At 61.8% G+C, this 15,999-nt stretch carries 15 protein-coding genes; 5 read left to right on the top strand and 10 right to left on the bottom strand.

Going from position 1 to position 15,999, the window contains the following annotated elements; all coding sequences use genetic code 11:
- Positions 1–43: 43 nt before the first annotated feature.
- Both ADIAG_RS16915 and ADIAG_RS16910 read right to left on the bottom strand, forming a co-directional pair.
- Positions 44–1,807, bottom strand: coding sequence for a sensor histidine kinase (locus ADIAG_RS16915; protein ID WP_007272651.1), 1,764 nt, complete (start codon positions 1,805–1,807; stop codon positions 44–46).
- A gap of 123 nt (positions 1,808–1,930) precedes the next feature.
- Positions 1,931–2,956, bottom strand: a complete 1,026-nt coding sequence (locus tag ADIAG_RS16910) for an isopenicillin N synthase family dioxygenase (protein WP_007272650.1) — start codon at positions 2,954–2,956, stop codon at positions 1,931–1,933.
- Positions 2,957–3,136: 180 nt separating this feature from the next.
- Here ADIAG_RS16910 and ADIAG_RS16905 point away from each other — a divergent pair, with 180 nt between their 5' ends.
- Positions 3,137–3,436, top strand: a complete 300-nt coding sequence (locus ADIAG_RS16905) for a type II toxin-antitoxin system VapB family antitoxin (RefSeq protein ID WP_007272649.1) — start codon at positions 3,137–3,139, stop codon at positions 3,434–3,436.
- 13 nt (positions 3,437–3,449) lie between these two features.
- A complete protein-coding gene (locus ADIAG_RS20500; protein ID WP_007272648.1) occupies positions 3,450–4,136 on the top strand; it encodes a LytR C-terminal domain-containing protein in 687 nt (228 codons plus the stop codon).
- A gap of 13 nt (positions 4,137–4,149) precedes the next feature.
- Here the strand turns inward: ADIAG_RS20500 and ADIAG_RS16895 are convergent, their stop codons facing one another.
- Both ADIAG_RS16895 and ADIAG_RS16890 read right to left on the bottom strand, forming a co-directional pair.
- Entirely contained in the window at positions 4,150–4,872 is a 723-nt protein-coding gene (locus tag ADIAG_RS16895) for a DsbA family oxidoreductase (RefSeq protein WP_007272647.1), read from the bottom strand.
- A 57-nt stretch (positions 4,873–4,929) separates the two neighbouring features.
- Positions 4,930–6,288 (bottom strand): amino acid permease, encoded by a 1,359-nt coding sequence (locus tag ADIAG_RS16890; protein WP_235045950.1) that lies wholly within the window; start codon positions 6,286–6,288, stop codon positions 4,930–4,932.
- Between the two features lie 338 nt (positions 6,289–6,626).
- Between ADIAG_RS16890 and ADIAG_RS16885 the strand changes: the two genes are divergently transcribed.
- The gene (locus ADIAG_RS16885; protein WP_007272645.1) at positions 6,627–7,298 is read left to right on the top strand and encodes a YoaK family protein; all 672 of its coding nucleotides are present in this window, start codon (positions 6,627–6,629) and stop codon (positions 7,296–7,298) included.
- On the opposite strand, the gene ADIAG_RS16880 is transcribed toward ADIAG_RS16885, so the two are convergent.
- From ADIAG_RS16880 to ADIAG_RS16855, 6 genes are all read right to left on the bottom strand, one after another.
- A complete protein-coding gene (locus ADIAG_RS16880; protein ID WP_007272644.1) occupies positions 7,295–8,506 on the bottom strand; it encodes an MFS transporter in 1,212 nt (403 codons plus the stop codon). The genes ADIAG_RS16885 and ADIAG_RS16880 overlap by 4 nt on opposite strands.
- 170 nt (positions 8,507–8,676) lie before the next feature.
- On the bottom strand, positions 8,677–9,321 hold the full coding sequence (locus tag ADIAG_RS20495) for a hypothetical protein (protein WP_007272643.1): 645 nt from the start codon (positions 9,319–9,321) through the stop codon (positions 8,677–8,679).
- Between the two features lie 272 nt (positions 9,322–9,593).
- Positions 9,594–11,228: a malate synthase A gene (aceB, locus tag ADIAG_RS16870; protein ID WP_007272642.1), complete on the bottom strand. Its 1,635-nt coding sequence runs from the start codon at positions 11,226–11,228 to the stop codon at positions 9,594–9,596.
- Between the two features lie 138 nt (positions 11,229–11,366).
- Positions 11,367–12,668 carry an isocitrate lyase gene (gene aceA, locus ADIAG_RS16865; RefSeq protein WP_007272641.1) on the bottom strand — a complete coding sequence of 434 codons (1,302 nt, stop codon included), beginning with the start codon at positions 12,666–12,668 and terminating at the stop codon, positions 11,367–11,369.
- 277 nt (positions 12,669–12,945) lie between these two features.
- The gene (locus ADIAG_RS16860) at positions 12,946–13,647 is read right to left on the bottom strand and encodes a dTMP kinase (RefSeq protein WP_007272640.1); all 702 of its coding nucleotides are present in this window, start codon (positions 13,645–13,647) and stop codon (positions 12,946–12,948) included.
- A 161-nt stretch (positions 13,648–13,808) separates the two neighbouring features.
- Positions 13,809–14,183, bottom strand: a complete 375-nt coding sequence (locus tag ADIAG_RS16855) for a PH domain-containing protein (RefSeq protein WP_007272639.1) — start codon at positions 14,181–14,183, stop codon at positions 13,809–13,811.
- Between the two features lie 190 nt (positions 14,184–14,373).
- Between ADIAG_RS16855 and ADIAG_RS16850 the strand changes: the two genes are divergently transcribed.
- Together ADIAG_RS16850 and ADIAG_RS16845 are read left to right on the top strand one after the other, a co-directional pair.
- On the top strand, positions 14,374–15,498 hold the full coding sequence (locus ADIAG_RS16850; protein WP_043475667.1) for a YkvI family membrane protein: 1,125 nt from the start codon (positions 14,374–14,376) through the stop codon (positions 15,496–15,498).
- Positions 15,499–15,515: 17 nt separating this feature from the next.
- Positions 15,516–15,902: an amino acid permease gene (locus ADIAG_RS16845; RefSeq protein WP_007272637.1), complete on the top strand. Its 387-nt coding sequence runs from the start codon at positions 15,516–15,518 to the stop codon at positions 15,900–15,902.
- Positions 15,903–15,999 lie beyond the last annotated feature (97 nt).

The following is a 15,999-nucleotide window of genomic DNA, read 5'->3' as shown; positions in this document are numbered from 1 at the left end:
GATCCGGGATTACCCGGGGCCCACGCAATGCCGTTTAACTTGCTTATATGATTCCGCTGCGGATGGTCGGCAGCCCCAAGGGCTGGACACCGAACGCGCCGCCGGCGGGATGCCTGCGCGGCAGCACCATGGTCATGCGCGTTCCTTCGCCCACGGTGCTTTCGGCGGTGATTTTCCCCCCATGGGCAACGACCAGCTCCTGGCTGATCGCCAGTCCGAGCCCGACACCGGGCAGCCCGGAGCGGCGCGCCGATTCGGTGCGGAAAAATCGGGTGAACAGGCCGTTCAAATCGTCCTCGGCGATCCCCTGCCCGGTGTCACTGACTTGCAGCGAGATCTCTTGGTTGGTGCAGTTCATGGCGATGGTCACCGTGCCGCCGACCTCGGTGTACTTGATGGCGTTGGAGACCAGATTGTCCAGTACCTGTCCGAGGCGCAGTGCGTCACCCAATACCGTTTCGTGGCACATTCGACCCTCGATGAGTGTGATGCCTGCTGCGACGGCCCTGGGATGTAATGATTCAAGCTGCCGGTGGATTACCTCGCCCAAATCGATCGCGGCGATTTTGACCTCGTGCTGACCTGCAGCGGCAGTCAGCAGGTCGGTGACCATGAGCAGCATTCTCTCTGCGTTCCGCGAGATCACATCCACAGATTTTCGCTGGGCCGCGTCCAGCTCCCCATTTTCCTGAAGTAGTTCCACATACCCAAGGATCGAGGTCAGCGGGGTACGCAGTTCGTGGCTCACGTTTGCAAGGAAACGGTCCCGTGTCTTGGACGCCTCCAAGAGCGGGGTGATGTTCTTGAACATGGTCACCGCACCGTCGTACTGTCTGTCTTCGTCAAAAAACGAACGTCCAGAAACAGACAGGTACATCGGGTCATCCAACGGGCCCAGCGCAAAGAGCTCGTCGGTGAACTCCTCCTGGCGGATTGATCGCACCACTGGACGGCGCTCGGGCGGTAGGAGCTCGGGGTTGGGTTCATAAGTGGGGGAGACCTCACGCACCAGCAATTCTGCTTCGGTAGGATCCGGATGCCCGCTGGGGGAGGCATGGTGATGTTGGAAGCGCTGGACGTCGTTCATGAACACATCGTTCCCCTCCCGGTCCACCACCACGACGCCGACGTTTGCGGCGTTGAGGACTGCGTTCAGCAGATGTTCCTGGCGCCGAGAAGCAGCCAGGGTGTCGCGGAGCTGCCGTTCACCGAGTGTGGCATTGTGTGCGGCGATCACCGTGGTGGTTGCCAAGGCCCAGATCGCCAAGGGAATCAGCATCGGTCTGATCATGGCATCGGAGGTCATGGGGATGTCACGGTTCCATAGCTGTAGCCAGATGGTGGCCAGCGGCAGCATAAAGGACAGCAGCAGTGTCAGCCGTGGGAAGAAGTCCGACCAAGCGAACCAGAAGACCGGAAAAGCCAGCAGCAGGGAAACCCCAGAGAGCCACGGGTAGGCACCCACGCCCATGAGTACCGCCGCCACCATGGCCAATGACGGGATGGCGAGGTAGGCCTGGGGTGCCTTGAACGAATCCCAGGGAATGGTCCACGCCAGGATCTGGCATAGCACCGTCAGCAGGACGCCGGAGACGAAAAGCGCATCGCCGAAGATTTCCTGCGGGGAGGTCACCAGGGCCAAAAGGCAGGATATACCGACTGCCAGCATCATCGGTGTTTGGGACCAGCCGGCCTTGTGGCGAAGCGGCAGTTCGGAAAAGGGAACTCCCTTGGTGACGATCCGGGAGATCAGCGATTGCAAACCATGGCCGGCGAGGCGCTGCGTTCCGGCGTGTGTGGCACTCATGGATACAGCATATGTTCCGGCCCCGGTTTCCCACTGCAACGGCAGCGGCGGACTGGAATGCGAATGACCAAGTCATCCATGTTCCGGCCCGCCGTCGACGGAGTCAGTCCAGTCCCTTTGGTGTTACTTCAACAAGGAGGGGTAGTGCTTCTGCGCGGTCTGCGGGTGGGCACGCAGCCAGCCCTTGAGGACATTGGCACCGTAGGAGGCCAACATCGGATTCTCTGGATCGTCGGAGACGCCTCGGGCATCGGCCGCAAGCTTGGCCGGAAGCGGCACGGGGCTGATCACCGAGTCCAATCGTGGCGAGTAAAAGAATGGAACCGAGTAGCGGTCCACGCCGGCCGGGGGAGCGGTGACCCGGTGGATGGTGGCCATCAGGTAACCGTTGGTGGCGACTTCGAGCATCTCTCCGATGTTCACCACTAGTGCGCCTTCTATCGGTGCCACTTCGATCCATTCGTCCTGGCCGTAGGGCTGGACTTGTAGGCCGCCGACGGAATCCTGCAGCAGCAGCGTGATGAAGCCGTAATCGGCGTGAGCGCCAACGCCCTGGGTGCCGGCTTCCGGGACGATCCCGCCGCCGACGTAGTGGACCAGCTTGCCCATCCATGCCGGGGCATGGTCGAAGGGTTCTGCGAAGTATTCCTGCGGCAGGCCCAAGCCAACCGCAAGTGCGGAGAGCAGTTCGGAGCCCACCTGGTTCATCAGCGTTGCCCAGTCCATGGCCACGTTTTCAAGCTGTGGGAACTCGGCGGGCCACTGGTTCGGTCCCTGGAGGTTCAGGTAGGGGGCATCGGCGGGGATTTCGGAGAGGACCTCGCGTTCGGGTCCGTAGTCGATCTGTTCGCGTGAGTCGGCCCGGCCACGGGTGATCTCGGCGCCAAGTCGGGTGTAACCGCGGAATTGTGCCGAGCTGCGGTTGTCTAGTTTCAGCTTTTGCTCTACTGGCAGCGCAAAGAAATCGGCCAGGGTCTTGAGCAGGTTCTGCGTCGTGCCATCTGGAGCACCGAATCCGGTGATCTGGAAGAAGCCCACGCGGTGGGCAGCATCTCGCAGTGCCGTAATGAAGTCTTCATCAAAAGAGCCATCGGCGTTGCGTGCGGTAGACATATCTAGGACCGGAACGGTGGTGAGGACTGTACTCATAGTTCAACAATGCACCCGCACGGGTGGTTTGTGACAGCACAAGTTACTTCACGTTCCGTACTGTGAATCCATGCGTCGTGACCCTTGACGCGGACTCTGAAACAGCTTAGAGGAACCGCGACTCGCACAGAATCCGGCGATTCGTTCCATTTGTCGCCGGAAGTTTCCTAAGCTGGTCAAGTGATCTTCAAATCTGTCGGCGATTCGCGCCCGTATCCGGAACATGGATACGTCACCCCCAAGGACTGGGCCGCCGTTGCGCCCATGCAGGTTCGCCTCGATGAGTTGGTGACCACCAAGAGCACCTTGGACCTCGCCGCGTTGTTGGCTGAGGACTCCACGTTCTTCGGCGACCTGTTTCCCCACGTTGTGCAGTGGAAGGGAACCCGTTACCTCGAAGACGGGCTGCATCGGGCGGTTCGCACAGCTCTGCACCAACGCTCGATTCTGCACGCCCGCGTGCTGCTTTTGGAAGGCTGAAGGGGGAACAGTCATGGCGCGCGACAAGGACCCGAAGGATTGGCACGGCCACCGCATCATCACCGAGGATGAGTTGGCGAGCCCCGAATTCACCACCGATGCCCGGCTTAAGCGCCGACGCGCCATCCGCCACGGGATCATCTTGACCCTGGTGGTTCTGGTCCTGGCTGCGGCCATGGTGATGGCCTACCTGATTAATACGCGTGCCATTGTTATCGATGCTCTGGAACCCCAACAGACTGTGGAATCCTCTGTAGCGTTTAACGAGGCCTGCCCCACCACGGAGTTCAGCTACATCGAGCCAGGCAAGATGAAGGTCAACGTCATGAATGCCACCCAGATCTCGGGGCTTGCAGGTGCCACGGCGACCAAACTACGCAAACGCGGGTTCAAGGTCGTGGATGTGGGCAACGCCCGGCTTTCCCCCGTCGAGGTGGTTGGCGCTGTGAGATCCGGCCCCGACGGTTACGCCCAGGCGATGACGGTGCAACGCAACATCAAGGGCCTGACGTACGTCTACGATGCAAAGCGCCCCGGTAGCACCGTGGACGTGGTGATCGGCACCAAGTACAAGGACCTGGTCAAGGAGAAATCGGTCAACACGAAGGCCGGTAAGCTCGGCTGCACCGCGCCGAAACCCAAGGACGAAGCCAAGGAAACGAAGGCTCCGGCCAAGTCCGCGCCGTCGAAGGACAAGTAGGACGCTGCCGCCGCTAGTTGCACCCTTCCGGCCCGCAGGTCTCACCGTCGGTCGAGGGTGTTCCGAGCATCTGCAGCGAGTCGCCGCCGATTTCTTGCCAGACCTGTCCCAGTGCCTGTTCAAAGACCTCGGAGGGCTGGGCACCGGAAATTCCGTACTTGTTCTCCAGAACGAAGAACGGCACCCCCGTCACACCCAGCTCGCGGGCCCGCACGCTGTCTGCGCGCACCTCGTCGGTGTACTTGTCGCCGGCCAGCACCTGCGCGGATTCGGCCGGGTCCAGGCCCACCGTGTCGGCGATCTGCTGGAGCGCTTCAACGCTGCCGGTGTTGATGCCTTGCTCGAAATGCGCCGAAAGCAGCGCTTCCTTCATCTGGTCGCCCAGCTCCCGTTCCTTGGCCAGGGCCAGCAGGCGCAGCGCGGTGAAGGAATTGGCGACGTGGAGGGAGTCGAAGTCGTAGTCCAGTCCCTCAGCGGCTGCCTGGGTGGTGACGTGTTCGAGCATGCCGGCAACCTGGTCGGCGGGCATGCCCTTGGCCTGGACCAGATAGTCGATTTCGCTTCCCTCATAGTGCTCCGGAAGCGCGGGATCCAGCTGGAACGCATGCCATTTGACGTCCACCTTGTCGCCAAAGGGCAGGGCAGAGACGGCCTTCTCGAAGCGGCGTTTGCCGATGTAGCACCACGGGCAGGCAATGTCGGAATAGATGTCAACGCTCAAGCGAGTTTCAGTCATGTCTTGGGCAACACCGGCTTCCGTCCGCCTATTCCCTAGCGAAGCGGGGGAACAGCGCTAATCGATGGAGACGTAATCGCGTCCGGTCTCGTCCTCGAGTTCGGCCCTTTCATGGCCCTTGCCGCGGACCCACACCTTGTAGGCGATGAAGAGGAACCCGATCCATACGACACCCACCAGCAGAGCCACTCGGGTGCCGGGCATGATGCCCAGCAGCACGATCACAAAGCCCATGAAGGCCAGGGCAAGGTAGGAACCTACGGGCCACAACGGCGAGGGGAACTCGGAGGCGGGCAGATTCTCCCGGGCAATCGAGCGCTTCATGGCGATGTGCGAGAGCAGGATCATCAACCACACCCACACGGTGGCGAACGTGGCGATCGAGGCAATGAGCAGGAAGAGCGATTCGGGCATGACCGCATTGAGCCACACACCCACGAGCAGCACAGCTCCCATGACCAGCACGGTCATCCAGGGCACGCCATTGCGGGAGATCTTGCCGAAGGAGGCCGGGGCGTGGCCCTGCTGAGCCAGGCCGAACATCATCCGTCCGGCGCCGAAGATATCCGAGTTGATCGCGGAGATCGCGGCGGTGATCACGACGGCGTTGAGAATGTGTGCGGCTGCAGGGATGCCCAGGTTGTCGAAAATCTGCACAAATGGGCTGCCCTCGGTGCCGATTTCGTTCCAGGGGTAGATCATCATCAAGATGCCCAGCGTGCACACGTAGAACAGCAAGATACGTACCGGCACGGTGTTGATCGCCTTGGGCACCACGGATTTGGGGTTCTCCGCCTCGCCGGCGGTGATGCCGATGGTTTCGATGCCGCCAAAGGCGAACATCACGATGGAGAAGGACGCCAGCAGGCCCCAGAACCCGTTGGGGAAGAACCCTCCGGCGCCCAGCAAGGTCGCGATCCCGGGGTTCGCCTCGGCAGGTAGACCGAAACCGAAGACCACGATCAGGACGCCGCCGGCAATCATGGCGATGATCGCGGAGACCTTGATCAACGAGAGCCAGAATTCGGTCTCGCCGAAGACCCTGACCTTCATGGTGTTCAGTGCGGCAATGATGAAGATGATGGCCAGAATCCAGATCCAGCGTGGCACGTCGGGGAACCAGAACCCCATGTAGATGCCGAACGCCGTGACATCCGCGATGGCCACGATCGCCATTTCGAACGCAAACGTCCATCCGGTGATGAACCCCGCGAAGGGACCCAGGTACTTGGAGGCGTACTGTCCGAAGGACCCGGACACGGGGTGGCGCACGGCCATCTCTCCCAGTGCGCGCATCACCATGAAGACTGCTGCGCCGCCGATCATGTATGCCAGCAGCACCGCCGGTCCGGCGGCCTGGATGGCGGAGGCGGAGCCGTAGAACAATCCGGTGCCGATGGCCGAGCCTAGGGCCATGAATCGGACGTGGCGGACGTTCAGGCCGCGGGCAAGCGCCTGGGCGAATTGTGGCACGGAGAAACCTTTGCTCGGAAAGGGGGACGTATCCAATGGTAAGTCGGAGGCCCGGATCGGAGATGATTCGGTGGCGCGGATCACTCCCGGAACTCTGTGGCCTTTGGTGGCAAGGGAGCAAAGCCATTCTGGGCTTTGCATGTGCCGCGGCGGTGCGAATTGCGCATAACAATAGACTGGTGTGGGACCGGAAGCGCGTTGCGCTGGTGGCGGTCCGAAAACTTATGGAGCCCTGTGGCCTTGCATCGTTGCTGGTCGGGGCCCGGACGAGGAGAACACACGTGGCGCGGTCGTTGGGATGGCGGGGCATCGCCTATGCCAGTGGGCTTACCGCAATAGCCGGTTTCGTCGATGGGGTGGCCTTCATCCACTTCGGCGGGTATTTCGTCTCGTTCATGAGCGGTAACTCGACCCGCTCCAGCGCGGGCCTCGCCGAAGGCAACGTCTTTGAGTGGGCCATTGCCATCGGGCTGGTGCTCAGCTTCGTATTGGGCGTGGCCGCGGCGACCGTGGCCAGCCAGGTGCCCTCCGTGCATCGGCGCGGGGCAGTGCTCTCGGTATCCTCGATCTTCCTCCTGGCCTCGGCGCTGACCACACTGGGCACCGCGCGAGGCATCTGGACGGCGGTCCTCATGGCCATGTCGATGGGTGCCATCAACGCAACTTACACGCGCCGAGGGGAAGTCACTGTGGGATTGACCTACATGACAGGGGCCCTGGTGAAGATGGGGCAGCATCTGGCCGGTGCCCTGCTGGGCGGACCGAAAGGGGCTTGGCTGCCCTATGGTGCGCTCTGGGGCATGATCACCCTCGGGTCCTTCGTCGGTGCTTTCCTCTACCTGCAGGTGGGGTTGTTGATCCTGTGGGTGGCCGCGCTGGCACTGGTGGGGTGGACGATCGTCGCGTTCGTGCGGGACAGCCCGCGCTGGTGGAACCGCGAGAGCTCCAGCTAAGCCGTACGACCTACGGAGGCACGAGGGTGGCGCCCGTGCACCTGGAAGTACAAGGCAATGCCCAGCACCGAAAGCACCGTCAATACCGCGAACATGCCGGTGTATCCCAGATGCGGGATCAGCAGGCCCAAGGCCACCGGACCGAATCCGATCCCCACGTCAAGCATCAGGAAGAAGGTCGAGGTTGCGACACCCAACTCCGCGGCGGGAACCGCATTCACGGCAATCGCCTGCGCACAGGGCATCAGCGCACCGAACCCGAACCCCGTCAGCGCCGCAGCTGCGGCGATGGTCAGGTTGGACGGGGTGAACGCCAGTGCGGCCATGCCCAGGGCAAAGACCAGCAGCAGGGGATACATGATGGCGTTGTCTCCGCGCCGGTCTTGGATGCGTCCGGCAAAGAGTCTGGACAAGAGCACCGTGACGGCATAGATCAGGAAGAACCAGCTGGCGGCCTCGGCCATGGAACGGGAAATCAGGAACGGGGCCAGAAATGAAATGATCCCCGAGTAGGCGATGCCGCACACCAGCAGCACCAGGGAGATGGGTAGCGCGGCGGGGCTGATAATCGAACGGATGAATCCGCCAGGTCGAGCCCCGGAGGAGTTCCTGACGCTGGCACGTGGTGGCTCGGGCATGCGGATCAGCAGGCCCACGGTCAGTGCCACCGCCGAGGAAATGGCGCAGAAGACGAAGACCGAGGTGTAATTGCCTCCCGCTGCCAACAGGACCGCCAGGAATGGGCCGGCGGCGGTGGACAAGGTGGTGGAGAGCCCGAAGTATCCGGTCCCCTCGCTGCGCCGCGCCGGCGGAATGATCGACTGCACCGCGGTGGCGATCGCGGTGTTGCCCGCGCCGAAGGCCATGCCGTGGACGAAACGGACGAGCAACAACAGCCACAAGGTGTAACTGGCCATGTAGAGCACCGAAGCCAGGACGAAGACGCACAGGGAGATGACCATCAGTCGTTTGCGCCCCAGCACGAGCAACAGTCTGCCGGCGAAGAGCCTGGCGGTCACCGAGCCGATGATGAATACGCTCGAGGCCAGGCCGGCGGCGCTGTCGGAGGCTTGGAACCTGTCTACGGCGTAGAGCGCCATTGAAGTCATCAGCAGGTAGAAGACCATGGAGATGAAAAGATTTGCGACGGCGGCAAGCAGGAAGTCCCGAGTGAAGAGTTTTGTTGGCGGATCGTGTGGCTGGCTCACCGGGCTCCTTAGGCTAATTCACAGTTTTGGCCCCGATCAGGAGCCACCTCCAATTATCGGCCAGCGCATCTAGGTAAGGGAGCCTTTCGTGACGCATCCGGTGGTGTCGTTGCCAACAGGCGCCTGATAAATGTGTCGCGTTTTGACAAGCCTGCTCGTGTAAAAGCTTGCTATCGACCCAAGTGCCAAGAATATGTGGCTTCGTCCCAATTCATGGTGGAGGTAAAGACATAACCACTTTCTGTCTTGTCTTTATTGGTCTCGTTCACCGCTATGCATTCGAAGGTCGTGGTGAGGCTCGTAAGGTCGTCGAGAGAGCCACCGCCAGTCGGTGTGCAGGAAACGCGCTTGATCGGACCGGTGAGTGTTCCCTGCTTCACGCGGGCCTTCGCGTCCTTTTCAATGCTGGCCTCAAGTTCCGAAACGTAGACGTTGCGGACCGCCCGCTCCGTCTCTTCGGATGCGGCGGCCGCCGAAGCAGCCGCGACTACCTCTGCGGATGCTGCGGCTCCCGCAGCGGATGAACTTGCGGCTGCTGAAGAAGCCGCTGCGACTTGCGAAGCGTGAGCGTCGTCCGCGGCCCTTTTGGTGGCTTCTTGTTGAGTAAAGAAGACGATGGCAAGTACTCCCAGGACCACAACCACAGCAGTAATCACGGTCCACAGAATTTTGGGGGAAGGTGCAGTCTTTTTTCCGAAGGGCTTCCCGCAGTTCGGACAGAAGCTACCTGAAGCCGTCGACTGGACACTGCAATACCGACAGACACGGTTCAGGACCGGTTCGTCGACCGAATCATCGGCATTCTTCTCGTTCATGTTGACCCCCAAGTTTTGCTGTGCAGCGAATAGAATCGCTCGTCTCTAAACCACCAGTTTCCATCATGTTAGTTCACAGGGACCACGCATTGAGTTTGGTGATGATCAGTAGCCAACGCAGGGCTTAAATCCAGACAGAAAACGATCGTCCCCGCCATGGGCAGCTCTGCCGGTGGGGACGATCGAAGTCTATTCAGTTGTTGCTTGGTGACGGGGACCAAGGGGTATTCGCGTCGTTGCGCTTGCCCCCTGCCCCCGCCACCACAGCGGGTCTATGCTGCCGGTTCGAGTGCCTTGGCCTCGCGCAGGTAGCGGTTGTACGCCTGGACGGTGAGGAAGGTCGGGAAATCCTCACGCAGGGCACAAGCCTCGAAGATCTCGCGGGCGTCGTCGAAACGGTCGCCCTCAAAGCGCGAAAGCTTCTCGAATTCCTCTTCGGTCAGGTCCTCGACCCAGGCCCGGGACACCAGCTCACCTTCGTCGGTGATGGCGGACTGCTGGATCCACTGCCAGATCTGCGAACGCGAGATCTCCGCGGTGGCCGCATCCTCCATGAGGTTGTGGATGGCCACCGCTCCGTTGCCGCGCAGCCAGGCTTCCATGTAGCGGATGCCTACCTCGATGTTGTTGCGGATGCCGCCCTCGGTGATCTTGCCCTCGGTGCCGGCGATGTTCAGCAGCTCCTTGTCATCCGGGGTGACGTCCTCACGGGTGCGCTCGCGTTGGTTTGGCTTGTCGCCAAGCACCGAGTCGAAGACCTCGCGGGCCACCGGAACCAGGTCCGGGTGGGCCACCCAGGAACCATCGAAGCCGTCGTTGGCCTCGCGGGTCTTATCGGCACGGACCTTCTCGAAGGCCAAAGTGTTGATGGTTTCGTCCTTGCGGTTGGGGATGAAGGCGGCCATGCCTCCGATGGCCATGGCACCGCGGCGGTGGCAGGCCCGCACCAGCTGCTCGGTGTAGGAGCGCATGAACGGGGCCGTCATGGTCACCATGGAACGGTCCGGGAGCACGAAGCGCGGGCCGCGGGAACGGAAGTTCTTGATGATGGAGAAGATGTAGTCCCAACGCCCGGCGTTCAATCCGGCGGAATGCTCGCGCAGCTCGTAGAGGATCTCCTCCATCTCGAAAGCTGCGGTGATGGTTTCGATCAGGACCGTGGCGCGGATGGTGCCCTGCGGGATCCCGATGAGGTCCTGAGCCAGCACGAAGACATCGTTCCAGAGGCGGGCCTCGAGGTGGTTCTCGATTTTCGGCAGGTAGAAGTATGGGCCGCGGCCCTGGGAAATCAGGCGCTGCGCATTGTGGAAAAAGTACAGGCCGAAGTCGACCAAGGCGCCGGAAACGGGCTTGCCGGCCACCAGCAGGTTCTTTTCGGGCAAGTGCCAGCCGCGAGGGCGGACCACGATGGTGGGCAGGTCGGCGAGGGTTTCACCGGAGAGCTTGTATTCCTTGCCCTCCGGCGAGGTGAAGTCGATGTTGCGGTCCAACACGCTGCGCAGGTTCAGCTGCCCGTTGATGACGTTGGACCAGGTGGGGGTCGAGGAGTCCTCGAGGTCCGCCAGCCAGACCTTGGCGCCGGAGTTCAGTGCGTTGATGGCCATCTTGCGGTCGGTGGGGCCGGTGATCTCCACGCGGCGGTCCTCCAGGCCGGGGGCGATGGGAGCAACCTGCCAGGTCGCATCGTCGCGGATGGACTTGGTCTCAGGGCGGAACTTCGGGTCCGAGCCATTGGCGATCCGGGCGCGATTCAGCTGGCGCGTCTGCATGAGTTCTGCACGGCGCCCGTCGAATGCCTTGTGGAGCTGGGCCAAGAAATCCAGCGCCTGGGGTGTGAGGATCTCTTCCTGCCGGCGAACCGGGGCAGCGACCAGAGTAATACCGTTCAGGGTGATTGGATCGTTCATGGCTGTGACTCCTTCGTCAATCAAATGTCTGTGGGTGGCGGTGTGCCGGGGAAGCTGAGGGAAATACGGGTATTCAGGCGGGGCCGGTGATCGTGCACCGGCCCCACCTGAACCGCGGCGGCAACCGCCGTGGTGTGTTTAGTGGAACTGGCCGGCTTCGGTCGATCCCGCAAGCGCCAGGGTTGAGGCGTTCGGGTTCAGGACCGTGGCAATATCGTCGAAGTAGCCGGTGCCCACTTCGCGCTGGTGCTTGGTGGCGGTGTAGCCGTCTACCTCGGAGGCGAATTCCGCTTCCTGGAGCTCGACATAGGCGCTCATGCCGTCACGGGCGTAGCCGTGGGCCAAGTTGAACATCGAGTGGTTCAGGGCGTGGAAGCCAGCGAGGGTGATGAACTGGAAGGTGAAGCCCATGGCGCCGAGTTCGCGCTGGAACTTGGCGATGGTTGCATCGTCCAGGTGCTTCTTCCAGTTGAAGGAAGGTGAGCAGTTGTAGGAAAGCATCTGATCCGGGAAGTCGGCCTTGACTGCCTCGGCGAACTTGCGGGCCAGTTCCAGGTCCGGGGTGCCGGTCTCCATCCAGATGAGGTCGGAATACGGTGCGTAGGCCTTGGCACGGGCAATGCAGGGTTCGATGCCGTTGGTGACCTTGTAGAAGCCTTCTGCGGTGCGCTCGCCGGTGACGAACTGCTTGTCACGGTCATCAACATCCGAGGTGATCAGGGTTGCTGCCTCGGCGTCGGTGCGGGCAATGACGACCGACGGGGTGCCGGCGACGTCTGCTGCCAGGCGGGCTGCGTTCAGCGTGCGAACGTGCTGCTGGGTCGGGATGAGGACCTTGCCACCGAGGTGGCCACACTTCTTCTCGGAAGCGAGCTGGTCTTCCCAGTGGACGCCCGAGGCACCGGAAGTGATCATCGACTTCATCAGTTCGTAGGCGTTCAGCGGGCCACCGAAGCCGGCTTCGGCGTCGGCAACGATCGGCACGAGCCAGTCCTCAACGGTCTTGATGCCTTCTGCATGCTCGATCTGATCGGCGCGAAGCAGTGCGTTGTTGATGCGGCGGACCACCTGCGGAACCGAGTTGGCCGGGTACAGCGACTGGTCCGGGTAGGTTTGGCCGGCGAGGTTGGCATCTGCGGCGACCTGCCAACCGGAAAGATAGATGGCACGGAGGCCGGCCTTGACCTGCTGTACGGCCTGGTTGCCGGTCAGGGCGCCCAGCGCGTTGGTGTAGCCGCCGGTCGGGGCTTCCTCGGTGAGCTGCTTCCAGAGCTTTTCGGAGCCGCGACGGGCCAGGGTGTGCTCTTCCTGCACGGAGCCCTGCAGCTTGACTACTTCTGCTGCAGAGTAATCACGAGTGGTGCCGGTCCAGCGGGGGTTGCTCGCCCAATCCTCTTCGATTGCTGCGATACGGTTCTCTGTCGAGTTCTGCTCGGTCATTGCCTTCTCCTTGCTGGATTGCCGGTGCCGGTTCGGGATCGTCTTCATTGGTGATCTCGGTAGGTTGTTCCGGCGTTCTTTCTGCGTAGGAACTACATTTCCGTACTAATCCAGCCCCGGCTAGAGGGTTCTAGCGGAAAGATTCGCACTTCTTCTCATAATCTAAAAATGTAGTCCTCCGCACATCGATCCGTGCTGGAAACTCGAAAAGTGGTGGTTCCGCTCGGGAATCGGCCGAAAAAGTCCCGGACTTACTGCAAGCTGAAGAAGAGCTCAATCATTGCCGCGCACGTCGGCGCATCAACCGCGGCATTGGGCCGAGACCGACGAGGGGAATACTGTCGTCCCAAACCTTGGGGGACGCGGCCGACAAGACCGTGAGTGCTACCTGGGGTGGGGTCCCGGACCCGTCGATGATGTGCCAGCCCTTGGCTCGCGCGATTTTCAAGTAGGCCTTGCGCGATGATTCCAAGTACGCGAGTGTCTCGCTGTCTTCCCCGCGCAAGAGAATCCGCGCGTGGGCGATGTCGGCAGGGACATCGATCAAGATGATGGCCTCGGGGCGTGGCAGCCGGGCCAGCAGCCAGGGAAGCAAGACACCTTGGGGCTGGCCGCGAACGGATCGCAGGACCAGCTGGCACGCCACATGGCGATCCATGATGGTGGTTCCGGGGAATCCGGACGCCCGGGCATGGGCGAGCAACACGTTGATGCACCGCACGATCGATTCGAATAGGTTGGCCCATGCTGGAGTCGGCGCCGTTCCGAACCAAGCTGCCACACGTGACATCCAGCGGCGCCCACCCGGATTGCGCAGCAACTGGGCGCGGATCCCGGAAGCGCGCATGGACGCCATCAGCGCAGTTGCGGTTGTGGTCTTGCCGGCTCCATCGATCCCCAGCAATACCACGGTCCGGCGGTGCGACAAGTCTTCCTGATGGGCATACTTGGGCCGTGCTTCCGGTGGGTTGGAAGGCATGGTCGAAGTGGGTGCGCGGAATAAAAGCAAAGGGCTCCAGTGGTTGAATCGGTGGTCCTACACCTTGTTCCAACGAATCAAAGGCTAGGGTCGATGCCGGAAACTGGCTGGGCGTTTCCCGTGAATCGAGCAGACTCCGCCGCCGCTAGGAGCAAATTGCGTTACAGGACGTAGGAGGCGATCAGCTGCGAGAGTGCCCGAACGTCGACTTTTCCTTTGAATTCGAGTCGGACTTTGCCCAGGCCGCTGAACCACATATCAAGCTCGGCGTCGAGATCGAAGGTCCCGGCGGTCTCCACCGAGAAGGCCTGGATCTTGGAATACGGCAACGACGTGTAGTCCCTCTTCTTGCCCGTGAGGCCCTGGATGTTTACCGCGATGAGTCTCTTGCTGGTGAAGACCACATAGTCACGTGCGCCCTTGAACGAGGCGAGTAGTTCCTCGTCCTGCACAAAGAGCGGAGAAACCTCGCCCGCGACGTCGTTTGGGTTGCAGGGGCTGAGTTTGAATACGGAAGCATTGTTGAAATCAATCATGTCTCGAGGCTACCCAGCCGGGCCGACCGCCCCCGGCTCGGAAGCCACTCGCGTCAACGTGAGGTGCGTCATGTAAGGGCGAGGTGTTGACTGGATCACGTTCGAGACATATCGTTCATTGGCAATTGATATATCAGGATGCGACATGCCTTCAATGGCGTCGTGGAGAACCACGGGAGAAACCAGCACCATGCCACAGAAAGCCCCCACTCGGGCGCACCTTCGTACCGTCGAGAAGACGAGTTTCCTGCGGATCCTCACCTACGCGGGTGCGATCATTGCGTTCCTCATCGGTTCCGGTTTCGCCACCGGGCAGGAGATCCTCCAGTACTTCACCTCATACGGCTACTGGGGTGTTTTCGGCACCGGGGCACTGGTCCTAGTGCTCATGACCTATGTCGCCGTCGAATTCTTCGTGGTCGGCCAGGCCAAGAAGTTCGACCGGCCGTCGCGGATCTTCCATTACTATTGCGGCAAGTACCTGGGGACGTTCTTCGACTATTTCTCCATCATCTTCGTCTTCCTGAGCTTCACCGTGATGGTCGCCGGGGCCGGCGCCGTCTTCGAGGAGCACTATGGGCTCTCGCGCTACGCCGGAGGCATCGGCCTGGCCGTGGTCGTCGGGATCAGCGTCTGGTTTGGCCTGAAGTCCCTGGTTGACGTCATCGGCAAGATCGGTCCGGTCATCGTCGTGGTCGCCATTGCGCTGGGCCTGCTAGGGATATTCCGCAGCCCGGGCGGGATTGCCGAGGGCAGCGCCTTGCTGCCGACCCTGGACCTGACCCAGGCCTCCACCAACTGGTTCATGGCGGGGCTGTCCTACGTCGGCTTCTGTATGTTGTGGTTGGCGGCCTTCCTGACCGCCCTCGGAAAGACGGCGCGCAGCCGCAAGGAGGCGGCCGCCGGCGGCATGGTTGGATCGATTGCCTTCTCGGTGGCCTGCATCATTGTCGGCCTGGGCCTGCTCGCGAATGTCGTACAGGTCGGCGGATCCCAGATTCCGATGCTTGTGCTGGCCAGGGATGTGAGCCCGGTGCTGGCCGCGGGGATCTCGGTCATGATTCTCGCCGGAATCTACACGACGGCGGTGCCGTTGCTGTGGACGGTCTCCTCGCGGTTCTTCGCCGACAAGACGCCCCGCTTCAAGTACCTGACCATCGGCCTGGCGGTCCTCGGCACCGCGATCGGCTTGGTTCTGCCGTTTTCCCAGATGGTCAACATCGTTTATGTGATCAACGGCTACGTGGGCATCCTGCTGTTGGTGCTGATGCTGGTCAAGACAGGCACCCGGTTGGTCCGTCGCCAGCCGTTGTGACCCCGTGCGGAACTCCAATGCGTGGGAGGGCTGCGGCCCTGGTCCCAGGCCTGCGCCGCGGCCGGTTTGCGCGGGTTGGGCTGGTGGCCAAGGGCCTAGTTGCAACGGCCGCGGAGGGCGACGCTCCCAAGGGCTTCGCAAAGCTCTCCCGGACCAAGGTTCCGCGCAACGCACTGCTGTTCTCCTGCATGTTCCTGCTCGCCGGCGTGGCGGCGGCGCTCACCTGGGTCACCACCATCTCGGCTCCGTGCTTCATATTCGTCTGGTCGATCGTCTTGGTGAGCTACCTGGTCTACCGCGAGCGCCGCCCGCAACTGCACGCGGGCAGCAAGTTCAAGATACCCGGCGGAACGTTCATGCCCTACGTGGTCCTGGCCTTTTCGGCTTCATCTTCTGGGCGCTGACCACGCAGGTCGACACCCTGTCGGCGCTGTTCTTGACCCCGATCTGGTTTGTGGCACTGGGGATCGGCTTCGTGATCCTGCGAAGCACGCCGAGCTG

Source organism: Paeniglutamicibacter gangotriensis Lz1y (assembly GCF_000348945.1).
Lineage (GTDB): Bacteria > Actinomycetota > Actinomycetes > Actinomycetales > Micrococcaceae > Paeniglutamicibacter > Paeniglutamicibacter gangotriensis.
The sequence above is the reverse complement of the archived record's forward strand: the minus strand, read 5'-3'. Positions and strand labels throughout refer to the sequence as shown.